General features: G+C 70.9%; 25 protein-coding genes and 2 tRNA genes. 10 read left to right on the plus strand and 17 right to left on the minus strand.

All coding sequences use genetic code 11. From position 1 onward, the window contains the following. Nucleotides 1-73: 73 nt before the first annotated feature. Nucleotides 74-1633 (plus strand): long-chain-fatty-acid--CoA ligase, encoded by a 1560-nt coding sequence (locus NOSIN_RS15285; protein WP_077691388.1) that lies wholly within the window; start codon nt 74-76, stop codon nt 1631-1633. Nucleotides 1634-1704: 71 nt separating this feature from the next. Here NOSIN_RS15285 and NOSIN_RS15290 read toward each other — a convergent pair whose 3' ends face one another. Further along, nucleotides 1705-2604 (minus strand): carbohydrate ABC transporter permease, encoded by a 900-nt coding sequence (locus tag NOSIN_RS15290; RefSeq protein WP_077691389.1) that lies wholly within the window; start codon nt 2602-2604, stop codon nt 1705-1707. A 171-nt stretch (nt 2605-2775) separates the two neighbouring features. Here NOSIN_RS15290 and NOSIN_RS15295 point away from each other — a divergent pair, with 171 nt between their 5' ends. Then, nucleotides 2776-3075: a hypothetical protein gene (locus NOSIN_RS15295; protein ID WP_077691390.1), complete on the plus strand. Its 300-nt coding sequence runs from the start codon at nt 2776-2778 to the stop codon at nt 3073-3075. Between the two features lie 26 nt (nt 3076-3101). On the opposite strand, the gene NOSIN_RS15300 is transcribed toward NOSIN_RS15295, so the two are convergent. The 5 genes from NOSIN_RS15300 to NOSIN_RS15320 form a co-directional block, all read right to left on the minus strand. Continuing rightward, on the minus strand, nt 3102-4001 hold the full coding sequence (locus NOSIN_RS15300; protein ID WP_077691391.1) for a carbohydrate ABC transporter permease: 900 nt from the start codon (nt 3999-4001) through the stop codon (nt 3102-3104). A 118-nt stretch (nt 4002-4119) separates the two neighbouring features. Next, nucleotides 4120-5406 (minus strand): sugar ABC transporter substrate-binding protein, encoded by a 1287-nt coding sequence (locus tag NOSIN_RS15305; RefSeq protein ID WP_077691392.1) that lies wholly within the window; start codon nt 5404-5406, stop codon nt 4120-4122. A gap of 157 nt (nt 5407-5563) precedes the next feature. Further along, entirely contained in the window at nt 5564-6049 is a 486-nt protein-coding gene (locus tag NOSIN_RS15310) for a hypothetical protein (protein ID WP_077691393.1), read from the minus strand. A gap of 217 nt (nt 6050-6266) precedes the next feature. After that, nucleotides 6267-7553 (minus strand): SAM-dependent methyltransferase, encoded by a 1287-nt coding sequence (locus NOSIN_RS15315; protein WP_077691394.1) that lies wholly within the window; start codon nt 7551-7553, stop codon nt 6267-6269. Between the two features lie 65 nt (nt 7554-7618). Then, a complete protein-coding gene (locus tag NOSIN_RS15320; RefSeq protein WP_077691395.1) occupies nt 7619-9070 on the minus strand; it encodes an FAD-binding oxidoreductase in 1452 nt (483 codons plus the stop codon). Nucleotides 9071-9308: 238 nt separating this feature from the next. Here NOSIN_RS15320 and NOSIN_RS15325 point away from each other — a divergent pair, with 238 nt between their 5' ends. Beyond that, the gene (locus NOSIN_RS15325; RefSeq protein WP_236743377.1) at nt 9309-10094 is read left to right on the plus strand and encodes a glutamate racemase; all 786 of its coding nucleotides are present in this window, start codon (nt 9309-9311) and stop codon (nt 10092-10094) included. Nucleotides 10095-10120: 26 nt separating this feature from the next. Here NOSIN_RS15325 and NOSIN_RS15330 read toward each other — a convergent pair whose 3' ends face one another. From NOSIN_RS15330 to NOSIN_RS15340, 3 genes are all read right to left on the minus strand, one after another. Continuing rightward, nucleotides 10121-10924, minus strand: coding sequence for a VanZ family protein (locus NOSIN_RS15330; protein ID WP_227015254.1), 804 nt, complete (start codon nt 10922-10924; stop codon nt 10121-10123). Nucleotides 10925-11045: 121 nt separating this feature from the next. Beyond that, nucleotides 11046-11672, minus strand: a complete 627-nt coding sequence (locus tag NOSIN_RS28025) for a helix-turn-helix domain-containing protein (protein ID WP_077693608.1) — start codon at nt 11670-11672, stop codon at nt 11046-11048. A 66-nt stretch (nt 11673-11738) separates the two neighbouring features. Continuing rightward, nucleotides 11739-13274, minus strand: a complete 1536-nt coding sequence (locus NOSIN_RS15340) for a hypothetical protein (protein ID WP_077691398.1) — start codon at nt 13272-13274, stop codon at nt 11739-11741. A 237-nt stretch (nt 13275-13511) separates the two neighbouring features. Here NOSIN_RS15340 and NOSIN_RS15345 point away from each other — a divergent pair, with 237 nt between their 5' ends. Together NOSIN_RS15345 and NOSIN_RS15350 are read left to right on the plus strand one after the other, a co-directional pair. Further along, the gene (locus tag NOSIN_RS15345) at nt 13512-13859 is read left to right on the plus strand and encodes a hypothetical protein (RefSeq protein ID WP_077691399.1); all 348 of its coding nucleotides are present in this window, start codon (nt 13512-13514) and stop codon (nt 13857-13859) included. A gap of 211 nt (nt 13860-14070) precedes the next feature. Next, nucleotides 14071-14598, plus strand: coding sequence for a DUF6315 family protein (locus NOSIN_RS15350; RefSeq protein WP_077691400.1), 528 nt, complete (start codon nt 14071-14073; stop codon nt 14596-14598). 159 nt (nt 14599-14757) lie between these two features. Here the strand turns inward: NOSIN_RS15350 and NOSIN_RS15355 are convergent, their stop codons facing one another. The 4 genes from NOSIN_RS15355 to NOSIN_RS15370 all read right to left on the minus strand — a co-directional run bounded on the left by NOSIN_RS15355 (nt 14758) and on the right by NOSIN_RS15370 (nt 18215). Then, on the minus strand, nt 14758-16890 hold the full coding sequence (locus tag NOSIN_RS15355; protein WP_077691401.1) for an ATP-dependent DNA helicase: 2133 nt from the start codon (nt 16888-16890) through the stop codon (nt 14758-14760). A 94-nt stretch (nt 16891-16984) separates the two neighbouring features. Then, complete coding sequence (locus NOSIN_RS15360; protein ID WP_077691402.1) at nt 16985-17458, minus strand: SRPBCC family protein; 474 nt, start codon at nt 17456-17458, stop codon at nt 16985-16987. After that, nucleotides 17433-17810 carry an ArsR/SmtB family transcription factor gene (locus NOSIN_RS15365; protein WP_077691403.1) on the minus strand — a complete coding sequence of 126 codons (378 nt, stop codon included), beginning with the start codon at nt 17808-17810 and terminating at the stop codon, nt 17433-17435. The genes NOSIN_RS15360 and NOSIN_RS15365 overlap by 26 nt, the downstream gene beginning before the upstream one ends. A 332-nt stretch (nt 17811-18142) precedes the next feature. Further along, nucleotides 18143-18215, minus strand: a tRNA-Ala gene (locus NOSIN_RS15370). A 136-nt stretch (nt 18216-18351) separates the two neighbouring features. On the opposite strand from NOSIN_RS15370, the gene NOSIN_RS15375 reads away from it, so the two are divergent. Next, on the plus strand, nt 18352-18558 hold the full coding sequence (locus tag NOSIN_RS15375) for a hypothetical protein (RefSeq protein WP_077691404.1): 207 nt from the start codon (nt 18352-18354) through the stop codon (nt 18556-18558). Between the two features lie 21 nt (nt 18559-18579). Here NOSIN_RS15375 and NOSIN_RS15380 read toward each other — a convergent pair whose 3' ends face one another. Beyond that, on the minus strand, nt 18580-19014 hold the full coding sequence (locus tag NOSIN_RS15380) for an SRPBCC family protein (RefSeq protein WP_077691405.1): 435 nt from the start codon (nt 19012-19014) through the stop codon (nt 18580-18582). Nucleotides 19015-19073: 59 nt separating this feature from the next. Then, entirely contained in the window at nt 19074-19598 is a 525-nt protein-coding gene (locus tag NOSIN_RS15385; protein ID WP_077691406.1) for a MarR family winged helix-turn-helix transcriptional regulator, read from the minus strand. A 125-nt stretch (nt 19599-19723) separates the two neighbouring features. Here NOSIN_RS15385 and NOSIN_RS15390 point away from each other — a divergent pair, with 125 nt between their 5' ends. From NOSIN_RS15390 to NOSIN_RS15400, 3 genes are read left to right on the plus strand one after another with little or no spacing between them, the layout of a single operon-like run. Next, nucleotides 19724-20110 (plus strand): nuclear transport factor 2 family protein, encoded by a 387-nt coding sequence (locus NOSIN_RS15390; RefSeq protein ID WP_077691407.1) that lies wholly within the window; start codon nt 19724-19726, stop codon nt 20108-20110. A gap of 15 nt (nt 20111-20125) precedes the next feature. After that, the gene (locus NOSIN_RS15395) at nt 20126-20584 is read left to right on the plus strand and encodes an LLM class flavin-dependent oxidoreductase (protein ID WP_077691408.1); all 459 of its coding nucleotides are present in this window, start codon (nt 20126-20128) and stop codon (nt 20582-20584) included. After that, nucleotides 20581-21147, plus strand: coding sequence for a hypothetical protein (locus NOSIN_RS15400; protein ID WP_077691409.1), 567 nt, complete (start codon nt 20581-20583; stop codon nt 21145-21147). Before NOSIN_RS15395 ends, NOSIN_RS15400 begins: the two co-directional genes overlap by 4 nt. A gap of 352 nt (nt 21148-21499) precedes the next feature. Here NOSIN_RS15400 and NOSIN_RS15405 read toward each other — a convergent pair. Next, nucleotides 21500-21572, minus strand: a tRNA-Ala gene (locus NOSIN_RS15405). Nucleotides 21573-21725: 153 nt separating this feature from the next. Between NOSIN_RS15405 and NOSIN_RS15410 the strand changes: the two genes are divergently transcribed. Next, nucleotides 21726-22025 carry a GroES family chaperonin gene (locus NOSIN_RS15410; protein WP_077691410.1) on the plus strand — a complete coding sequence of 100 codons (300 nt, stop codon included), beginning with the start codon at nt 21726-21728 and terminating at the stop codon, nt 22023-22025. 216 nt (nt 22026-22241) lie between these two features. Here the strand turns inward: NOSIN_RS15410 and NOSIN_RS15415 are convergent, their stop codons facing one another. Beyond that, nucleotides 22242-22841, minus strand: a complete 600-nt coding sequence (locus NOSIN_RS15415) for a TetR/AcrR family transcriptional regulator (protein WP_077691411.1) — start codon at nt 22839-22841, stop codon at nt 22242-22244. Nucleotides 22842-22849 lie beyond the last annotated feature (8 nt).

Below are 22849 nucleotides of genomic sequence, written 5' to 3' on the forward strand. Positions count from 1 at the left end.
CACACGCGACCCCGGTCACACCGGGTCCGCTTCCCTGTTCCGTCCTGGACTCATCTGCCTGCGGGAGGCCCCCATGCTCAACCTGTCCGTGCTTCTGGAGGACGGCGCCCGGTCGGCTCCGGAGAAGGAGTGCCTGGTCTTCGGCGACCTGCGCCTCAACTACGCGGTCACGAACATGATCGCCAACCAGGTGGCGAACCTCCTGGTCTCGCGAGGGGTCAGGCCCGGGGACCGGATCGCGCTGGCCAGCCCGAACCTGCCCTACTTCCCCTTCGTGTACTTCGGCGCCCTCAAGGCGGGCGCGGTGGTCGTACCGCTGAACGTGCTGCTGACGCCGCGTGAGATCGCCTACCACCTGGAGGACTCCGGCGCCAAGGCGCTCTTCGCCTTCACCGGCTCCCCGGAGCTGCCGCTGGGCGAGCGCTCCTTCGAGGCGTTCAACCAGGTGGAGGGCTGCGAGTTCTACGTGGACCTGCCCTCCTCCCCCGGCGCCACCGAGTCCACCATCGACGGCGCCGAGACCTTCTGGAAGGCCCTGGACGGCCAGCCCGGCGAGTTCGAGACGGTGCAGGCCGATCCTGACGACACCGCGGTCATCATCTACACCAGTGGCACCACCGGCAAGCCCAAGGGCGCGCAGTTGAGCCACAACAACCTGCTGATGAACGCGGTCGTCTCCTCCGGCATGGTCGAGCCCCACCCCGACGGCCGCGACGTCGCCCTGGTGGTCCTGCCGCTGTTCCACATCTTCGGCCAGACGGTCATGCTCAACTCGGTCCTGTACCGCCACGGGACGATGGTCCTCATGCCGCGCTTCGACGGCGCCGAGGCGCTCAGGATCATGGAGAAGGAGGGCGTCACCGGCTTCGCGGGGGTGCCCACCATGTACTGGGGCCTGCTGGGAGCCGTGCAGTCCGCCGAGCCGGGGACCTACGACCTGGAGAAGATCGCGAGTGACGTGGTGGACGCGGTCTCGGGCGGCTCCGCCCTGCCCGGCCAGCTCTCCCAGGACTTCACCAAGACCTTCGGCGTGGGCATCAAGGAGGGCTACGGCCTGTCCGAGACCTCCCCGGTCGTGTCGTTCAACAACCCCAAGATCAAGGCCAAGACCGGCTCGATCGGCCTGCCGGTGTGGGGTGTGGAGATGAAGCTCATCGACAACGACTGGAACGACCAGTCGGAGGAGGGCGAGATCGCGGTGCGCGGGCACTGCGTGATGAAGGGGTACCACAACCGCCCCGACGCCAACGCCGAGGTGCTCCGGGACGGCTGGTTCCGTACCGGCGACATCGCCCGCCGCGACGAGGAGGGCTTCTACTTCATCGTCGACCGCTCCAAGGACATGATCATCCGCGGTGGCTACAACGTGTACCCGCGTGAGGTCGAGGAGGTCCTGATGACCCACGAGGCGGTCAGCCTGGCCGCCGTCGTGGGCGTCCCCCACGACACCCACGGCGAGGAGATCAAGGCGTTCCTGATCCTCAAGGACGGCGCCGAGGCCAGTCCCGAGGAGATCGTCGAGTGGTCCAAGGAGCGCCTGGCGGGCTACAAGTACCCGCGTGAGGTGGAGTTTCGCACCGAACTGCCGATGACCTCCACCGGCAAGATCCTCAAGCGCGAACTGCGCGCCTGACCCGCGCCTGCGCGGCGCGCGGCGGGGCCGGCCCCCTCCCCCTCGGGGGGCCGGCCCCGCCTCCCGCGCCCCTATCCCTTGACGGCCCCCTGGACGAGCCCGGAGACCAGGAAGCGCTGCACGAGGATGAAGAAGACCATGACCGGGATGGTGATGAGCGTGGAGGCGGCCATCACGTGCCCCCAGTCGTTGGCGTACTGGCCGAAGAACTGGCGCAGCCCGACCGCCACCGTGTACTTGTCGCTCTGGGTCATGAAGGTCAGCGCCAGCACGAACTCGTTCCACGCCACGATGAACGAGAAGATGGCCGTGGCCACCAGTCCGGGCGCGACCAGTGGGAAGAGCACCCGCCAGAACATCTGCCCCCACGAGGCGCCGTCGATGTAGGCGGCCTCCTCCACCTCCACCGGCACGGCGGCGACGAACCCGCGCATCATCCACACCGCCAGCGGCAGGGACAGCGCCACGTAGACCACGCCCAGGCCCAGCAGGGTGTTGAGCAGTCGCAGGTCGCGCACCTGGAGGAAGAGCGGGATGACCAGCGCCTCCAGCGGCACCATCTGCACGACGAGGATCATCACCAGCACGGCGGTGCGCAGCCGGAAGCGGAAGCGGGCCACCGCCACGGCGGCCAGCAGCGACAGTACGCACGCGCCCACCACGGTGATGCAGGCGACCGCGAGCGAGTTGCGCATGTAGAGGCCGAAGTCGGCCTCGGTGAGCACGTAGACGAAGTTGTCCAGGGACACGCCCGTGGGCAGCAGCGCCCCGGCTCCCGAGGTGGTCCGGTCGGAGAACGCGCTGATGAGCATGAAGTAGACGGGGAAGAGGGTGAACGCCAGCAGGACGGCCACCCCGGCACCCTTGGCCAGGAGCCCGCCCGCGCGCAGGACGTTCCCCCTGCGCCGGGCGTCGCGGACCTGGGCCTCCCAGGCGGGGTCGGCGGCGGGTGTGTCTGTGCGCGTGACCACGGGTGCTCCTCCTCAGCGGTGCCCGGAAGGCCGAGTCCGGTTCCGGTTGCTCCAGGCCCGGATCGGGCCGTTAGACTCCTCCTCTGTCCGGGGATGGACGCCCTCGCCCCGGCGGTGGAGGAGGAGGTGTGGCCGTGTCGACAGGGTCACCGGAGGCGGTGGCGTAGCGCCGTGTACGATTCCGCCGGTCCCTCCCCCACCGAGGTCGTCATCAGCTGGATCCCCTATGACGCGCGCTTTCGGGAGCGCGCGCTCCGGCACGCCCTGGAAGACGCCGGCGGGCGGCTGCTGTACGCCTACGTCGACAACCTGGTCAACCGGGACAACGACGACGGGCGCCCGCTGGACGAGTACGACCTGCGCACCATGGCCGCGGTGCGCGAGGACCTCAACCGGTACTCCCTGGCCTCGGTGGACTGGCGCCAGGTGCGCGACAAGCTGGTCGCGGGGGTCCACGGCCCGGTCTCCTGAGCGGATCCGTCCCCGCGTCACCGTGTTCATCCGATCCCGTCCTCCCGGAACAGCGCGCGCAGGTAGAACACGGTGATGACCAGCAGCAGCAGGGTGAGCAGGACGGCGATGGCCGCGCCGAGGCCGTAGTCGTTGTGGCCGAAGGAGCGCACGTAGGACCACACGCCCAGGTTGAGCATGCGCGACCCTCCCACGTCGCCGCCGGGCATGAGGTAGATCTGCGCGAACACCTTGAAGTCCCAGATGGTGGAGAGCACGGTGACCACGGCGAACACCGGGCGCAGCACCGGGAACGTGACGTGCCAGAAGCGCTTCCAGGCTCCGGCGCCGTCGATGCGCGCCGCCTCGTGCAGCTCCTTGGGGACGGTGAGCAGTCCGGCCAGGACGGTGACGGCCACGAACGGGAAGCCGCCGTGCACGATGTTGAGGGTGACGACGGCGTAGAAGAACAGGCGGTCGGCGAACCAGTTGTACCCGGAGGGGTCGAGCAGGCCCAGGGAGGTCAGCGCCTGGGCGACGACCCCGTTGTCGACGTCGAAGATCCAGATCCACACGTAGGTGCCGCTGACCGCGGGCATGGCCCAGGCGACCATGACGCAGGAGACCACGATCACCCGGGGCACCGGGCGCAGCGTGGCCAGCAGCAGCGCGACCAGCGTTCCCACGACGATGGTGGTGAACACGGCGACCGCGGCGAAGACCACCGTGTTGACCATGGCGATCCGCCACAGGTACGGGTCGGTCAGCAGGGCGGCGTAGTTGGCGAACCCGATGAAGTCCGACTCGCCCGAGACCAGGTTGCGCAGCTCGTACTCGCGGAAGGACAGCCACACGATCCGGCCGAGCGGGAACAGCAGCAGCAGCCCGATGACCGTCAGCGCGGGGGCGAGCAGCACCCACGGCAGGAGCGCCCTGCGCCTGCGCATGCCCAGGAGCGGTGCCCGCCGCCGTGGCCCGGGACGCCCCCGGGACGTCTCGGGCGGACGGCGGGTGTCCTGCCCCGGTCCGCTGCTGGAGCCCAGCCCGACCGGTGTTCGCACGTGTCTACCCCCCGTTGAGGATGCGCTCGACCTCGTCGGCCGCCTCCGCGGTGGCCTCGTCCACCGTGGCCTCGCCGTTGAGGATGGACTGCTGCATGCCGACCAGGACCTTCTCCGCCTCCACCTGGGTCCAGGCGGGGGTGACGGGCACGCCCCGGCTGGCCTCCTTGAGCTGGACGGCGAAGGGTTCCAGGACGGGGTCGGCGGAGGCGGAGAACTCGTCGACGGAGGCGGACACGCCCGGGAAGAACCCGGTCTCCTCGGACCAGCGCGTGGAGAACTCGTCGCCGGTCAGGTGCTGGACGTACTGCCAGGCCGCCTCCTCGTCGCCCGTGCCCTCGAAGACCGACAGCAGCGAGCCGCCCGCGAAGGAGGGCATGTACCCGCCGTCCCGTCCGGGCAGGGTGAAGGAGCCGATCCTGCCCTCCAGGTCGGGGTTGGCCTCCAGGACGGCCTTGGGGTTGGCGCTGCCGAGGATGGCCATGGCGGCCTCCTCCTCGGCGAAGGACTCCATGACGGCGATCTCGTTCCAGTTGACGGCGCCGGTGGTGGAGGTGCCGTGCTCCAGGGCGAGGTCGGTGAAGAACTCGACCCCGGCGCGGGACCCCTCACTGTCGATCTGTGAGGTCCAGGTGCCGTCGGAGCCCTCGACGGCGATCTCGCCCCCGCCGCCCCAGATCCAGGGCATGACCGAGTACTGGGCGTCACCGGGGACGGGGAGGGCGATCATGTCCTCCTCCGCCTCGGACAGGGCCACGGCGGTCTCGCGCAGCTCGTCCCAGTTCTCCGGGACCTCCAGGCCGTGCTCCTCGAACAGGTCGCTGCGGTAGACGACGGAGCGGATGGAGGCGTACCAGGGGACGCCGTAGACGCCCCCGCCGATCTGGCCCATCTCCATCAGGCCGGGGATGTACTGGGAGGTGTCGACGCCGTAGCCGGACAGGTCGTGCAGGGCCCCGGCGTCGGCGAAGCCGGGGGTGAAGGTGTTGCCGAGTTCGGCGACGTCGGGCACGGTGCCGCCCGCGATGGCGGTGGAGATCTTGTTCTGGGCGTCCTGCCAGGGCACGAACTCGACCTCGACCTCGATACCGGTCTCCTCGGTGAACGCGGTGTTGGCGGCCTCGAAGAACTCCGTCTCGTCGGGGTTGGTGCCCTGCATGATCCAGACCAGGAGGCTGTCGGAGGCCTCGCCCCCGTCACCCCCTCCGGTACCGCACGCCGTCGCGACCAGGACCAGTGCCGCGGCCGCGGCGGTGAGCGGAACGTACTCGTGTGTTCGTCTGCGGGCCATGGCTCGCCTCCCGTTCCTTTCGAGGGTTCCCCCGGGGTTGGTAGGAAACCTACGTAAGGAACCGCCTGGAGTGAAGTAAACCACTGTTTTTCGTGTCTGACCCGTTAGGCGGACGGGAGCCGCCCGGAGTGTCGCGGCCGCTGTGAGGACTCCCCCGCTAGTCGGCCAGTCCGGTGACCTGGCGCAGGATGGAGAGGAGTTCGGCGCGCTTGTACACCGCCAGACCGATGGCGGCGCCGAAGGCGGCGAGCATGTGCACGTAGACCATGGGATCGCCCTGGGTGAGGCGCTCGGCGGCCTCCTCCTCGCCGACCGAGTGGGCCTCCCAGGCGGTGGAGACGGCGAACTCCAGCTCGGGCGGGAGCATCTCGGCGACCGTGCGGGCGACGGCCTCACGCGAGTCGGCGGGCTTCCACACCACGCCGGTCTGCTGCACGCGGCGGCTGAGGAAGGCGGCGATGACCTTCAGCTCGGACATGACGGCGTCCGCGTCGTCGGAGGCGTGCGGAACGACCCGGTCGAGCTCCTCCCGGTCGCGGTCGGTGTAGGCGGCGATCAGGTCGATGGCGGTGCGCTTGACATGGTCGGGCACGTCGGAGGCGGGCGTGGGCCCGTCGGTGCCGCCGTCGAAGGACTCGGACACGGTGTGGTCCTTTCCGGTGGGTGTGGGACTGGGGGCTGTTCGGTGGGTGCCGGAGCGTCGCACGGCTGGACGGGTGCCGGCCGAACACGCCCCGGGTCCATGATGCCGCCAAACCGTCCCCGGGGGACCGCGGACAGGCCGTGCTCCCCCGCCGGCGAACCGCGGGGCCCGGGCGGACCGCGACGGTCCGCCCGGGCTCCGTTCAGGGTCGGGGCGCTCAGAACCAGGGGCGCAGCGGCACGTGCGCCTCGGTGCCGTCCAGCTTCACACCGAGGATCTGGTGCAGCTGCACCACGTTGCGCTCGAAGCCGAGCACGCAACCGGCCATGTAGAGGCGCCAGACGCGCGCGGTGCCCTCGCCGACCTCGGCGACGGCCTCGTCCCAGTGGCGGTCCAGGTTGGCGCCCCAGTGGCGGAGGGTGAGTGCGTAGTGCTCACGCAGGTTCTCCTGGTGGCGGATCTCGAACCCGGCGTCGTTCATCTCCGTCTGGAGCTTGCCGGGACCCTCCAGCTCGCCGTCGGGGAACACGTACCGGTTGATGACGCCCTTGGTGTTCATGGGCGGCAGGTCGTTGCGCGGCCGGGTGATGCAGTGGTTGAGCAGCCGTCCCCCGGGGACGAGCTTGTCGTTGAGCGAGGAGAAGTAGGAGGCCAGGTTCCTGGCCCCCACGTGCTCGGTCAGGCCGATGGAGCTGATCCGGTCGTAGCTGCCGTCGGGAACGTCCCGGTAGTCCATGTGGCGGACCTCGGCCAGCTCCGACAGCCCCTCCTGCGCGATCTTCTTGGCCGCCCACTCGGCCTGTTCCTTGGACAGGGTGACGCCGAGCGCGCGGACCCCGTGTTCCCGGGCGGCGTGCATGACCATGCCGCCCCATCCGCAGCCCACGTCGAGCAGGCGCATGCCCGGCTCCAGTCCGAGCTTGCGCGAGACCAGTTCGTACTTGCGGAACTGGGCGCTCTCCAGGGCGCCGTCGAAGCGCTTCACCCGGTCCGGTGCGGCGTCCTCTTCGTCGAAGACGGCGCAGGTGTAGGTCATGGACGGGCCCAGGACCAGTTCGTAGAAGGCGTTGGAGACGTCGTAGTGGTGGTGGATGACCTCCGCGTCGCGCTGCTTGGAGTGGCGCCAGCCCAGGCCGGTGAGGCGGCCGCGGGACACCTCCTGGGGCGGCGGGGCCACCCGGCTGACGAGCTTGACCCAGCCCACGGACCGCAGGATCGCGGCGACGTCGCGCAGGGAGAGGTCGATCCCGTCGGCGAGCACGAAGTCCTCGATGCGTCTGAGGGCGGTGTACATGTCGCCCTCCAGCTCCAGGTGGCCGGAGACGTAGGCGCGGGCCAGGCCGACGGTGTTGGGGGACTGGACCAGGTAGTTGACGGCGACCGGCGTGCGCACGTGCAGTGCCACGTCGCTGTTGGGATCCCCTGCCCTGCTGCCGTCGTAGGCGGTGAATCGGATGGGCGCGTCGGGTCCCACGACGCGTTCGAAGATCTCGGCAAGCCGCATGTTCTGTCCTTCCTGCTCTCGGATGCGGCCCATCTCCTCGGGTCGCGTCCCGGTGATGTGGTGCCTCAGCGGTTGCCCACGCACTTGGCGTACAGGTCCAGCAGCCGCCCGTGGGGGTCGTATGCCTCCTTGAGTCCGGTGTAGGCCCGGCCGTTGTAGAGACGCCAGAACTCCTCCTCGGTGTAGAAGGAGTCCGAGTACAGGGACTTGTGGCCGCCCAGCTCAGCGACCCTCTCCTCGACCAGGCGGTTGTGGTGGGCCCGGCGCTGGCCCGGCTTCATGTCGACCAGGCCCCAGAAGCCGAAGTTCACGTAGAGGTGCTCCCCGTCCAGCGGGTAGAGCGGCCACACGTACTCGTCGGCGCCCAGCCCGGGCCGCCGGGGCTCGCGCAGCCGCAGGGGGCACATCCAGACGGGGGTCATGCCGATCTCGGCGTGGTAGAAGTCCAGGAACTCCGCGCCGCGCTCGACGTCCACCTCGATGTCCTGGATGAGCGGCTCCTGGGGCCGCTTACCCCGGTAGTGGGTGAGGAGGCGGGAGAAGTCGGTGCGCCGGTCCCAGGCGACGAGCTTGCGGTAGACGTCGGAGCGCTTGAGGGAGCGCGGCCACAGGGGGCGCACCAGCGGGTGCTGGGTGCCGAAGGCCCGGGAGCACCAGAACCAGTCGGCGTCCCAGCGCCACAGGTAGTCGCTGACGGTGAGGTAGTCGCCGGGCCCCGTGCCCGCGTAGCGCTGGATGGACCGGTAGTAGATGTCCCCGCCGGTGTAGTCGCTGGTCCAGGGGGCCTGGTCGGTGAAGCGTGCCAGGGTCAGGTACAGCTCGTCGGGGGCGAAGGCCACCCCGTCCACGAAGTCGACCGGCTGGCCGTCGTGCTCGCGGTCGGCGCAGACGCGGGCGAGGGCGTCCATCGTCTCGGCCGCGTCGTGGAAGCGCAGGTGGCGCAGGTGCACGTAGGGGGAGACCGGCTCCAGGTCGATGCGCAGGCGCAGGCTGTAGCCCAGGGTCCCGTAGGAGTTGGGGAAGCCGTAGAAGAGGTCGCTGTGCTCGTTGTCGCGGGTGGCGGTGACGATGTCGCCGTCACCGGTGAGGATCTCCATCTCCTGGACGGCCTCGTGCGGCAGGCCGTTGCGGAAGGAGGAGGACTCGATGCCCATGCCGGTGACGGCGCCGCCGAGGGTGATGGTGCGCAGTTGCGGGACGACGGTCGGCATGAGCCCGTGCGGGAGGGTGGCCGCGACGAGGTCCTCGTAGGTGGTCATACCGCCCACGTCGGCGAGGCGCTCGACCGGGTCGATGGCGATGACGCCGGTGAAGCCGGACACGTCCAGGGCGGGCGTGCTGGTGGGTTCGCGGAACCGGAAGAGGTTGGAGGTGGGCTTGGCCAGGCGTACCGGCGCGTCCGGGGGCAGCGCACGGTAGTCGCGACGCAGCTTCTGGACCGCCGCTATGTGCTCGGCGAAGCCCGTCCGCCCTCCGGTGGAGGTGCCGCTGCTCGTTTCCTGGTGTTGAGGAGCCATTCCGGTTCTTCCGTTCCTCGGCGACGCACAGCGTGGGCCGGCCCCGTCCGCGCGATACCACGCGGACGGACCGATCCACCTAGTTCTACCTATCGGTAACGGTCTTGTGCCACCCCATTTGTTACGTGTCTTCATCAGAAACCCCCTACCCGTACTCCTGACCGGGGCACCGCCCCCCACGGAAGGATCGCGCGCCGGTTCTCCGGGGTGGTGAAGGGCTGGCCGTAAGATGGGATCCGTGCGTATCGCTCTCGTTGACTCCGGTATCGGCATGCTCTCGACTGCGGCGACCCTGCGCGCCGCACGGCCGGACGCGGACCTGTTCCTGTCCATGGACCCCGACCACATGCCGTGGGGTCCGCGTACTCCGGACGAGGTGATCGCACGCGCGCTGGCCGGGGCCCGCGCCGCCCGCGAGGCCGCCGGCACCCCGGGGCTGGACGCCGTGGTGGTGCCGTGCAACACCGCGTCGGTGCATGTGCTGGCCGAGCTGCGCGCCGAGTTCGAGCCGCGGGTCCCGGTGATCGGGACGGTCCCCGCGATCAAGCCCGCGGCCGCCGCCGGAGGACCGATCGCGGTGTGGTCCACCGTCGCGACCACGCGCAGCGGCTACCAGCGCCGGCTCGTCGAGACCTTCGCGCGCGACGTGGAGGTGACCCCGGTGGCCTGCGTCGGACTGGCCGAGGCGGTGGAGTCGGCCGATCCCCGGCTGATCGACGACGCCGTCGCCTACGCCGCCGGACTGACCCCCGCCGACGTGCGCGGCGTGGTGTTGGGGTGCACCCACTACGACCTGGTGGGCGAGCGGATCTCGGCCGCCCTCGGCGGGCGGGCCGCGCTGTTCACCGCCGCCGACGCGGTCGTCGCCCAGACCCTGCGCCGGACCGGCGAGGTTCCCGTGGGCGAGCGGCCCGGCCGGGTGCGGGTCCTGGCCAGCGGCAGGCCCGCCCGGCTGCCCGCGGCGGCGCTGGTCTACCCGGCCGGACGCTCGCTCGTGGACGAGGCGCGCGCCGCCCCCGCGTAGTCCGCGGTCGGCACGGCGGCGGGGCGCTACGCCTCCAGGGGCTGTGGGTCCTCCGCCCGGCGGGCCCTCCTTCGAGCGTGCACGAGGGCCGCGGCGCCACCGGCCATGGCCACTCCCGCCAGCGAACCCGCGGTGTTCGCGAGGACGTCGCCGGTGTCGGCCAGGTCGCCCGCGGCCCACTGGCTCGCCTCGACCACGGCCGAGAACCCGGGACCGGCCACGACGCGCACCGTCCAGGACGAGAAGGCGTGGAAGGCCAGGATCCCCAGCGGCACGAAGAGCAGGGTGTGGAGGACCTTCTCCTCCACGATCATGGCCGCGGACTCCATCGGTTCACCGGCCCGTGCGATCGACTCGCCCATCTCCCGCTCCACGAGCCCCTCCCCGTCCGACGGGGCGGGTCGGCCCTCGGCGTCCAGGACCACCGGGTCCGTACCAGGTGCTCCGTGCGCGAAGAAGTCGTAGGGCTCCCGGTCCAGGATCTCGGCCCTCTCCTCGTGGGAGAGCGGATCGACGCTGTAGTACGCCAGTTCTCCGGTGCTGAGCTGCTGGCCGAAGGCCGTCACCGGAACCGCCTCCTGCCGGAGCTCCTGGATCGCGGACAGGGGGTTCCACACGACATGGCGGCTCCCCGCCTCCGCCTGGCCCCACGAGGTCAGGGGAGCGGCCAGGACGAGGAGGTAGGCGGCCGCCGTGACCCCGAGGAGTCCGCGCGCCAGGGGCCGGCTCCACCCGGCCCCCTCCTGGTCCCTGGCCAGGACCAAGGAGAACACCAGCAACGCGAGCAACGCCAGGCACACGGTCACCGGTGTGACATAGAAGAGCACCATCCACATATCGCCTCCACGGGGGTTAGGGGAACCGCAGTTATACCGGAACCACGCGGAGTCACGGTTCACCGCCGTCCACGTGGATCCGGTACGCGCTGGTCGACGCGGTGTCCGGTTCCCGTCACTCCCGCCGCCGTCTCCCGAAGGTGCCGCGGTAGGCGCCGGGCGGTACCCCCGTCAGCCGTGTGAAGTGGTGGCGGAAGGTGGCGGTCGAGCCGAAGCCCGTCTCGGCGGCGACCCGGTCCACCGACTGGTCCGTGGACTCCAGGAGCCGCTGCGCCCGGTTGACGCGGACCTGGAGGAGCCACCGCAGCGGAGTGGTCCCCACCTGGGAGCGAAAGTGCCTGTTGAGGCTCCGTACGCTCAGGGCTGCGTTGTCGGCCATGTCCTTCAGCGTGAGGGGGCGGTGAGGGTTGGCGGCCGTCCACTCCAGCGTGTGCCTCAGAGTGGGCTCGGATCCGGCTCGAGCCCCGACGGGCCGAGGAGTCCGCGGGCCTGGCCCTGATGTCCCACACCGCCACGGTGACCGGGTCGGGCTCCCGAGGGGGTTCGGTGACGACCGTGACCATCGAACCGGCCCGTCGGCGGCCGGACGGTGGATGGCTCTACGTGGTCGACGACCCGTTCTTCTCCCGCACGGAAGCGGCGGGGCGGGCGTGGGGGCGCTCGGGCGCGGTGACCCGTGCGGCCCCGCCGGGTACCGGCCGCGCGGGTTCGGTGCGCGCCGGCCGACGCGGTACGCGGACATCCGGTCGTACACGGCGGCCTTCGCCGGAACAGGGCGAAGGCCCGGGTCGTGCGGCCCCGGACCGCCTCAGGGATTGGGGGTGAGGGCGCCCTGCCGCGTGGTCTCCATGTGCACGTACCCGGTGCGGGAGGCCTCGCCGCCCAGAGCGCCCGCGGCGAGAGTGCTCACCAGGTTGCGCACCCCGACGGTGTCGTTGTCGTGGAGGAGGGTCTCCAGCAGCGACAGCGCAGCGCGCTGGTCACCCGGCCGCTCGCGCACGTGCCGCCACTGGGGCTCGGTCGCCGCGTCCGACAGCATCAGCGTCCGGCCGACCTGGCCGAGCGCGGTCAGCAGCGGGGTGTCGTGCGGAACGCGTTCCAGCGCGGCGTTGACCTGCTCCGCCTGCTGTTCTGGGTCGACCTCCTCGGCGGACTGCGCCCTGAGGAAGTCCAGCACGTTCTCGGCCGGGGCCAGCGGCCGTACCGGCGGCATCCCCTCGATCATGGCGCGCACCTCCGCCAGGTCCCCCGCGATCTCCTCGGTGCGCCCCAGCTCCCCGATGAGCCGCTCCGCCCGCAGCGCGGAACAGCCCGCCACCCAGCGGGCCCCGCGGCCCGCGGCCAGGCGTGCGGCGGACAGGGCGAGCTCCGCGCCGCGCCGGGGGGCTCCCACCCGCTCGAAGTAGCGCGACCAGGTGGTCACGCGCACACCCAGCCGCCAGTCGTTGCGGACGGTGCCCTGGCACACCAGGTTCTCCACCGCCTCCACCCACGCGGGCCGCAGGCTCGGGTACGCCTCGGCCTCCTCCACGGTGGGCAGCGGCGCGATGGCCTCCTGGGGCTGGCACTGGCCCAGCCGGGCCAGCCAGGACAGCAGCCGTGCCCGCTCGAAGCGGATGCGGCGGTGCAGGGCGGCCCGGCGGGAGTTGGCCTCATCCAGGGTCAGCTCCGCGTCCAGCCGGTCCAGCACCTCCAGGGCCTCAGCGTGCTTGTCCTGGTACCGAAGGGCCCTGACCAGGGCGAACACCCCGTCGGCGCCGAGCACGGCCGGGCCGGTGGCGGTGTGCTCGTAGCGCCGCAGCTCGGCCTCGGCACGGTCGGCCAGGTCCTCGTCGATGAGGAGGTTCACCCGGGCGAGGGTGAACGCGGGCCACGCGGGAGTGCGCTCCCAACCGGCCAGGCGCCGGGTGGACAGCAGCTCGCGCCGCAGACCGGTGGTGCCCCGGGCGTCGACGTTGGCGTGGCAGCGCACCAGGGTCTCCAGCAGGGAGACCGGCAGGGCGCCGTGGGCGTGCGGTTCGGGCTCGTCCTCGGCGGCCGCGCTGACCTGGGCGAGCGCCCGCCCTCCCTCGGCCAGGGCCCCCACCCGCACGGCCAGCGGCCAGTGCGCCAGGAAGAACAGGGTCGGCGGCCCGAAGAGCCCCGGCACTCCGGGCCCGGTTCCCCCCGCCTCGGCGACCAGTCGGCGCGCGGTGCGCAGGGCCGAGCGGGCCGTCGCCTCCACGCGTACCGCGTCCCCGGCCTCACAGAGCACCGGCAGGCCCGCCACCGCCTCGGCCAGTTCCGTCTGTCCCGCCGCCCTGAGCTGGCGTGCGGTCTCCCCCGCCCATGTCCACATCGGCATGATCACTCCCCCTGTAAGCGCCGCGTGAGAACCGAACGTAGCAGCGCGGTGACAGAGGTGTACGGGAAACGCGGAAAAACCGTGTAGCAGGGGTTTACGCATCCGATGGGGGTGGATTTGGCCCGATACACTCGGGGCACCACGGCCCCGGAGGGGCCGCCCCGATTCCGGCGCGGACAGCCGGACCGAGCCTCACAGGGCTCACCCCGACACGTACCTGAGGAGACATGAGCCCCGATGGGATGGCGAGACCGTTTCGGACTCCGCAAGGCCAACCGCAGAGGCAAGGTCCGTTTTGACCGCGCCTCCGAGGATTCGGACATCAAGGCGCTGATCGACTTCGCCAAGAGCCGGGTCGGGGTGGAGTTCTTCGTCGAACCGGAGACCTTCGCCACCCGGACCACCGCCGTCGCGGTCGCCACGGACGGCGAGTGGATCCGCCGCCGGTGCGGCTCGCCCGAGGTGATCCGCAAGGTGGCCAGTAAGTTGGCGGTTCCCGCGTACGACGTGCAGATCATGGGTTACCCGCAGCGGATGCGCGACTGGAGCGCCCGCAACAAGCGCGGCCTGTCGCTGGACGACTAGGGCGTGTGCGGCGGACACGCCCCGACGGTGCGCGGACCTTCGGCGGGCCGGTGTAGGACCGGCCACACCGACACGCCGCCGGGAGTACGTCCAAAACCCGCCACCGCGCCATTTTGGGCATTGATGACGAGTCCTTGCCGCGACTTCCTCGCCGAACGGGTTCCCTAACGGGCTCCGTTCGTCGCATACTCGCCTGGGAGGGGGGACTCTGATGAAGCAGGATCTCACGGCCCTGTGCTGCGACTGCGGCACGATTCGCGAGGTGAGCGACTACCAGAGTGTGGGCGAGGCGCAGTCCGCCTACGGGCTGGCTCGCTGCGTCGTCTGGCGCAAGTGCCGCACCTGCGGCTACCGCACTTACCACGCCTACCTGCGCGGGGACGAGGACCGCGACGAGCTGGAGGACGCCCTCCGGTTGGACGGCGCCCTGGCCGCCGAGGCCCTCGACGAGGAGGTCGAGCAGCTGCGGCTGTGCGGGGTCGAGGTCGGGCACGCCCCCGTCCCGGCCATCTGGGACGGACAGTCGGTGGGCATGGTGACCCAGCGGCTGTCCGACCGCGCCTACTCGATCGTGCTGGACCCCGAGTCGTCCGTGGTCTCCCGGCTCAAACTCATCGACATGATGTGGAACGAACTGCTGGTCGGCGACCACGACGACCGCTGGTTCATCCAGGAGGCCGAGGACGACGAGACCCCCGCGTACGCGGTCCGGCTGTTCGGCTACCGCACCCGGGGCTGAGGCGGGCCGCACGGGGACGGGGTACGGGAGCCGCCGGAGACGGCCGGTCCCACAACGGCACACGATTGCACAGCACACGGCCGGGCCCCTTCTCGCGGGCGCCCGGCCGCCGCGTTGCCCGGGTCCGCCGCGGCCGCTCCCCGGATCCCGAACCGCGTGTCAGGCGGCGGGTTCGGGCGCGGGCCGGCCGGACAGGCGGCGCAGCGCCGACCTGGCCACCGCCGGGTCGGTGGTCCCCCAGTAGGGCGGCAGGGAGGCCCGCAGGAAACCGCCGTAGCGGGCGGTGGCCAGGCGCGGGTCCAGGACGGCGATGACGCCCCGGTCATCGGTGGAGCGCAGCAGGCGCCCGGTGCCCTGCGCGAGCAGGAGGGCGGCGTGGGTGGCGGCCACCGAGAGGAAGCCGTTGCCGCCGTGCGCCGCCACGGCACGCTGGCGGGCCGAGGCCAGCGGGTCGTCGGGCCGGGGGAAGGGGATCCGGTCCACGACCACCAGGGACAGTGAGGGGCCGGGCACGTCCACGCCCTGCCACAGCGACAGTGTGCCGAACAGGCAGGACCGCTCGTCCTCGGCGAACCGGCGGACCAGTTGGCCGGTGGAGTCCTCACCCTGGCACAGGATCGGATGGTCCAGGCGCTCGCGGAGCTCCTCGGCGGCCTGCTGGGCGGCGCGCATGGAGGAGAACAGGCACAGCGCGCGGCCGTCGGCGGCCTCGATGAGCTCGGCGATCTCGTCGAGGTAGGCGGGCGCGAGCCCGTCGCGGCCGGGCGGGGGAAGGTGTCTGGCCACGTAGAGGATGCCGCTGCGGGCGTGCTCGAAGGGCGAGCCGACGTCCAGCGCGCGCCAACGGGGCTCCCCGGCCGCGCGGTGGGGGCCGTCGTCGTCCTCGTCCGGATCCGGGCCTCCCTCGGAGGCGTCCGTGTCCGCGGCCTCGGTCCCGGACGTGTCCCCGCGGCCCGGTTCCGGGTCGGTGCGGCCCGCGGCGGCGCGTTCGGCCGCCTCCCGGGTGACCTCGCGGCCCAGCCCCCACTGGTTGGCCAGGGCGGTGAAGGAGCCGCCCAGGGTGAGGGTGGCGGAGGTCAGGACCACGGTGCGGTCGCCGAAGAGCTTGTCCCGCAGCAGCCCGCCGACGCCGAGCGGGGCGACGTTGAGCGTGGGCTGGCGGCCGGGTGTCCTGGTCAGCCACACGATCTCGGTGCGGTCGCGCAGGGCGGGTTCGAAGGACTCCAGGATCCGCACCGCGGTGTCGTGCACCTCTTCGAGGGCGGCCAGGGCCAGGCGGCGGTCGCTGGCTCCGTCCGGGTCCAGCTCGCCCGGCGAGGGGCCGATGGCGGTGACGCAGGCCGAGGCGGCGTCGCGGGTGGCGGCGACCGAGTTGGCGAGGGCGTCGCCGATGTGGTCCATGCGCCCTTCGGGCGACTCGGTGAACATCAGGGCCAGGCCGTCGGCGCACTCGGTCAGGCGCTCGCTGACACCGGGTTCGACCAGGCGGGCGGCGCGCTTGGCGGCGGCGTTGACGGCCCGCTCGCTCAGGCTGCCGGTGGCCACCGAGGTGGCGCGGTCCACGAGTTCGTGCGCCTCGTCGATCATGATCGTGTCGTGCTCGGGCAGGATGTGGCGGCCCTGCGACATGTCGATGGAGAGCATGGCGTGGTTGGTGACCACCACGTCCACGCCCTGGGTGGCCTCGCGGGCGAACTCGGCGAAGCACTCCTGGCCGAAGGGGCAGATCCGGGCGCCCATGCACTCGTTGGCGCCCACCGAGACCTGGCGCCAGGCCAGGTCGCTGACGCCGGGGGTGAGCTCGTCGCGGTCACCGGTGACGGTGTCCTCGGCCCACTCGTGCAGGCGGGCCACCTGGCGGCCCAGCGAGGAGAGCTGGCGCGGGTCGAACAGCTCGGTGTCCTCGGCCTCCTCGCCCGCGGTCTGCAGGCGGTTGCGGCACAGGTAGTTGCGGCGGCCCTTGAGCACGGCGAACGTGGGCTCGCGGGGCAGCAGCGGCGCGAGGGCCCCGGCCAGGCGTGGCAGGTCGCGCTCGATGAGCTGGTTCTGCAGGGCGATGGTGGCGGTGGAGACCGCCACGGTCCTCTTGCCGGCCATCGCGTGTCTGATCGCGGGTATCAGGTAGGCCAGGGACTTGCCGGTGCCGGTACCGGCCTGGACCACCAGGTGTTCGCGCTTGTCGACCGCCTCGGCCACGGCATCGGCCATGGTCGCCTGGCCCTCGCGGCGGCTGCCGCCCAGGGCGGCGACGGCCGCGTCGAGCAGGACGGGGATGTCGGGGAGATCTGCCACGGATCGACAGTACCGGCCACGGAGGACAGGGGCGTCGTCGTCCACAGGCCGAGTCGGCCGGACCGCCGTGGGCCCGGCCGATCCCCCGGTCTCCTCAGGCCATCGTGGCCAGCAGCTCGTCCAGGGCCTCCATGGACTGCCTCAGGCCGTACTCCATACCGGACTGGACCATGCCCTCGCGGTCCTCGACGGTCTGGAAGACCGTGACCGACGTGTAGAGGGTGCGGCCGTCCCTCTCCTCCAGCGTGGTGGTCTCCAAGCACACGTGCCCGGGCATGCCCTCGTACTCGAAGGTCCACACGAAGCGCTCGGGGGCGACGGCGTCGTGGACCACGCCGTGGAAGCCGTGCTCCTGCCCGTCGGGCATGCGCTCGACGAAGCGCCAGGAGCCGCCCGGGCGCACGTCGGCGCGGTCGATGACGGTCTCGCTCTCCTTGAGCCCCCACCACCTGGCGAGGTACTCGGGCTCGGTCATGGCCTTGTACACCACGTCGCGGGGCGCGTCGAAGCTGCGCGTGACGACGATGTCGTGCCGTCCGGGCTCAACGATCACTGTGAGGTCGCTCATGGTCGTTCTCTCCCTGGGTACCGCGTTGTCCCTGCTGGATCCTGCGGATCTCCTCGTCGAGGCGGCCGAGGCGGTCCTCCCACTGCTGGTGGTACCGCCCGATCCACGCCGACACCTCGTCCAGAGGAGCGGTCTCCAGCCGGCAGGGGCGCCACTGCGCGTCGCGGCCCCGGCTGACCAGCCCCGCCCGCTCCAGCACCTTCAGGTGTCTGGAGACCGCTTGGAGGCTGATGGGGAACGGCTCCGCCAGTTCGTTGACGGTCGCCTCGCCCTCGGCGAGCCTCGCCAGCAGCGCCCGGCGGGTCGGGTCCGCGAGTGCCGCGAACGTGAGGCTCAACGGGTCGTTCGCCATCTGCTTATTCAACTCTCCTGTTAATCAACTGATGTGTTGATTATGACCCACGACACAGCCAAGTTCAAGAGGTGAGAGGAGGGGAATCCGCCCGGAAGCCGAGCGACGCACCGGGGTCGTCCCCCAGGAGAAACGACGAGACGACCCGGCGAGGCGGACGAAGTCCCCGACGGCAGACCACGACCGCGGTCGTGCCACGAAGCACGACGGCCGAAGGCCCCCGAAAGCCGAGCGGCACATCGGGGGTCTGGGGGTCGTCCCCCCAGGAGAAACGACGAAACGACCCGGCGAGGCGGACGGAGTCCGCCGAGCAGGGTCGTCTCGGAGTCGAGTGGAGCTATGGGGATTCGAACCCCAGACCTCCTCCATGCCATGGAGGCGCGCTACCAACTGCGCCATAGCCCCGTGTGCCTTGCGGCAACGGTTAGATCCTATCGGATATGGAGGGGTGGGATGACCAAGACCGCGGTGTAGTACGCCCCACACCGTCCCCGTACGGGACATCCTGTTCGCCGGGCCGCGAACCGGGCACAGGGAAGGCATGAACGGCAGACCGCAGCAGGACCCCGTCCAGACCCTGGTCCGCTGGGAGGACCACGGCGCCGTGTGGCGGGTGGTGGAACGGGCCCCGTCCCGGGTGACGGTGGCCCTGTGCCGGTGCGACGGGGGCGAGGAGGTCGATCGCCTGGTCTCCGACGATCCGGCGCTCCTCGCCTTCGTGGACGGGCGGGACGCTTCCACGGAGTGACGGAAGGCGCGGTCGGCGACCCTAGCGGGACGCCTCCACATGGGCCGCGGCGAGCGAGAGCACCATCTCCCAGCCGATGGCGCCCTCTTCGACGTACGGGCGCCGCGCCTCCTCCGACACCTCCAGCGAGGTGAAGCCGCTCTCCACCACCCGCAGGGTGACCCCGCCCGCGCCACGCTCCTCGATCCAGAACTCCACGAGCGTGGAGCTCTCCCCGTCGCCACCGAACCAGCGGAAGGCCGCGTAGCCGTGGGGTTCGAGTTTCTCGGTACGGATCCGGAAGGCGCCGTGAACGGGGTCGTGCACGATGTCCGTGTCCCCGTCCGGCGTGATCCGGTGGTCGGCGATCTCCTCGTCGTTGACGAACCATCCCGGCCGCCTCACCAGGTCCCAGACCTGCCGCGCGGACGCGGCGACGTCCACCTGCCGCTCGATCCGGTCCAGGCTCTCGTCCATCGCCCTCCGCCCCTTCCGAAGTCGCAACCGCGTCGCGGCTCCGTTCGGTCACCCTCGCATCACTCGCGGGCAGTGGAACACGAACCTCCGGCTTCGCGCCGCTCGTTCCGCCCTGCCCGGCCCTGCGGCTCCCGCGTCGCCGACCCGTCCGGCGGATCGGTGACGTTGTCGCGGAGCCGTTCCAGCAACTGTTCCAGGTGCGCGGTGTCCTCCTCGTCGAGGCCGGCGCGCAGGCGGCGGTCGAAGGCGAGCGCCACCTCGCGCATCCGGTGGAACGCCGCCTCACCTTCCTCGGTGAGCTCCACCAGGTGCACTCGCCGATTCCCCGGGTCGCGGCGCCGGGTCAACAGACCTTCGGCCTCCATGGCGTTGAGGTGCTGGGTCAGCGTCGCCCCCCGGATACCCACCGCGGCGGCCAGTTCGCGCTGATTGGCCGCCGGCCTGGCTTTCAGGGACATGAGAACGAGCCAGCTCGGGCGAGATCCTCCCGTCGCGGCGAGCGCCTCGTCGAAGGCGTGGCTGACCGCCTTGGCGGTGGCGGCGAGTCTGACCCCGAGGGGAGGGCCGGCAGAGCGGAACGGCATGTCGGCAAGGCTACCACAACCGTTCGCACCCTAATGGATTGACGACTAACCGTTCGGTACCTATCTTTTGACGGGAGGCGAACTGGCCGGTCCGCTCGGGACCGGCCCTCGACCAAGGAGGAGCAATGCCGGAGAACGCGAGAACGGCGCAGGCACGCGGCGCGGTCGACGCCTGGGTCGCGGCCGAGGAGGCGGGCGACACCGCCGCCCTGGGCGCAATGCTCACCGAGGACTTCGCCGGGATCGGTCCACACGGTTTCCAGCTCGACCGGGAACGGTGGCTGGACCGCTATGACTCCGGTTCCCTGGTCAACGAGGTGTTCACCGCTGACGAGATCGCGATACGCCGCTACGGAGCGGAGACGGCCATCGCCAACGGGGTACTGGCGCAGCGCGCCACCTATTGCGGTCGCCCCGTCCCCGGCCGGTTCCGCTTCACCGCGGCGCTGGTCGCCGACGGGCACCCCTGGCGCATCGCCAACCTCCAGCTGTCACCGATACCCAAGAACTAAGGCGGCGACGGAATCATGCGTATCAGCTTGAACACAGCCGACCACGTATGGTCCGGTGAGCCGGACAGTCTGCGCCATGAACTGACGCGTGTCGCACGCGCAGCCGACGACGTGGGGTTGGACACGGTCCGGGTCGCCGACCACCTGCTCCAGGTCGGTCCGCAGAGCTCACTCGACGCCGAGGTGCCGGAGGCCTACACGACGTTGGGCTTTCTGGCCGCGCGGACGACGCGCGTGAGGTTGGGCACGATGGTCACCGGTGTGACGTTCCGGCCGCCGGGTCTACTGGTCAAGGCCGTCACCGCGCTCGACGTGCTCGCCGAGCACTGCACGGCTGCCAGCCGCCCACGTGAGGAGATCGAAACGACGCTGGGCATCGAGCACATCGTCGTGATCACCGAGGGCCCGTGGACCGAGCAGGGCGTGGCCGCCCCGGCCCGTGCCGTGGACGCCCTGGGAGGTGACCCGGTATGAGTAAGCCCCAGCGCACGGTCCACCGGTGGCGTCTGGGACCACGTACCCGCAAAGCCGTGCTGTCCGTGCACATCGTCGCGGCCGGATCATGGATCGGCATCGACGTCGTACTGGGCGTCCTGGTGTTCACCGCGTTGTTCACCGACGACGTTCGAACCGCCGCACTCGCCTACCAGGCGCTGGAGCTGTTCGCGATCGGACCGCTGTTCACCGCCGGCCTGGTGTGCCTCGCCTCAGGTGTCCTCTTGGGGCTGGGCACGAAGTACGGCGTGCTGAGGTACTGGTGGGTGGTCGCGAAACTGGTGGTGAACGTGGTGTTCGTCGTCCTCGTACCGTTGTCGCTGAGCCCGACAGTCACCGCAGCCGCCGAGTACGGCCGGAACCTCGTCGAAGGGCACCCGGACGCGGCGATGGTGACTGACCTCGTTTTCCCACCGATCGTCTCGCCCACGGGCCTGCTCATCGCGGTACTGCTGGCCGTCTTCAAACCGTGGGGCAGGATCGGGGGATCACGGCGGAGCGCACGAACACGATCGGCCTCCACCGATCGGCCAAGCGGATAGAAGGCGGTCCCGCGAACGGAACAGGACCGAGCGGCGCACCAGGGGGCTTCCCCAAAAGAAACAGGCCCGCGGGGAAGGCGGGCGAAGACCGCGACCACGGCCGTGCCGCGAAGCACGACGGCCGAAGGCCGAGCGGCACACCGGGGGGTCTGGGGGTCGCCCCCCAGAGAAACGACGAGACGACCCGGCGAGGCGGACGAAGTCCGTGCAGCAGCCTCAACCACGGTCGTGCCGCGAAGCACGACGGCCGAAGGCCGAGCGGCACACCGGGGGGTCTGGGGGGTCGTCCCCCCAAAAGAAACAGGCCCGCGGGGAAGGTGGACGAAGTCCACCGACCACGCGGGCCTCAACGTGGAGCTATGGGGATTCGAACCCCAGACCTCCTCCATGCCATGGAGGCGCGCTACCAACTGCGCCATAGCCCCTGGTATGCCGGGCGGTTCCCCCGCTCGGCGATGAAATTACTGTACCGGAGATCAGGAGTGGGTTGCGACGTCGGGGCCGGCAGGTGGACGTGCGGTAGCCGGTTTGGGGGCGAATACCCTGGAGTGGTGCCCGAATCAAAGCTTGAAATCCAGATGCTCCACGACCGTCTGCTGGTGAAGGCGGTCCCTGACACGAGCGAGCGGCGCAGCAACGCCGGTCTGGTCATTCCGGACACGGTCAGGCTGGCGACCAGACTCGCATGGGGCGAGGTCGTCGGCGCCGGAACGAGTGCCCGCCAGGTGAAGACCGGCGACCGCGTGCTCTTCGACCCCGAAGAGCAGAACGAGGTCGAGCTGAACAGCGAGCGCTACGTGATCCTGCGCGAGCGTGACGTGCACGCCGTCGCCAACGAGGCCCCCGAACAGGGCCGGGGCACGGGCCTCTACCTGTAGTCCCTTCCATCCCGCCAGGCGCCCAGGGCGTGTTCTCCGCATCATCTCGGGCTCGCGCCCACCAGGCTGTCCCTCGCCGCGCTCCGCGCTCGTGAAACACGACCAGGCCGAACTTCGCACATCGTCTGCGAGGGACGGCCTGGACGATCACCCGCCGAGCCGGAAGCCCTCCAGAACACTCCCCGGGCCCGGCGGGTCCTTCACCGCCGGCCCCGGTCAGGCGCGCCCGTCGTCTCGGGCGGGGTTCGCGACCGCCTTGACCAGCGAGTACACGCACAGGTTGAGGACCTCGTAGGCGGGCGTGCGGCTGGAGTTGACGTGGGTCCACGCGGCGTAGAGCCCGGCCCACATGAGCTGCTGCGCCCAGGCCGGGGTGATCCTGGGATCGATGCTTCCGTCGGCGTGGCCTCGTTCGACGAGGGCGTACAGGGCGCGGTCGGCCGCGCCGCACTCGTCCTGGGACACCTCGTCCCAGGACTCCTCGTTCCCGAACGCCAGCATGATCACCCTCTGAAGCCCGAAGTACTCGGGAACGAGCCGCCGGAAGGCCTCCAGCCCCGTGCCCTCGGTGACGCGTGCCCTCTCGGTGGCCTCGTTGACGAGTTCGTCGGCGTACTCGCCCAGGGCCCGGACCAGGTCGGCGCGTTCGGCGAAGTAGCGCTGGAGCGTACTGCGTGCCACACCGGCGGCCTCGGCCACCTGGGAAAGCGGGGCCGCGGCGTTCTCACCGAGCACCAGCACCGCCGCTTCGAGGATCGCGCGGCGGGTCCTGGCCCGGGTCCTCGTCTCTTCCTCTGAGGGAGCACTCTTCACCATGCCCTCAT

The organism is Nocardiopsis sinuspersici, assembly GCF_001998325.1.
Taxonomy (GTDB): domain Bacteria; phylum Actinomycetota; class Actinomycetes; order Streptosporangiales; family Streptosporangiaceae; genus Nocardiopsis; species Nocardiopsis sinuspersici.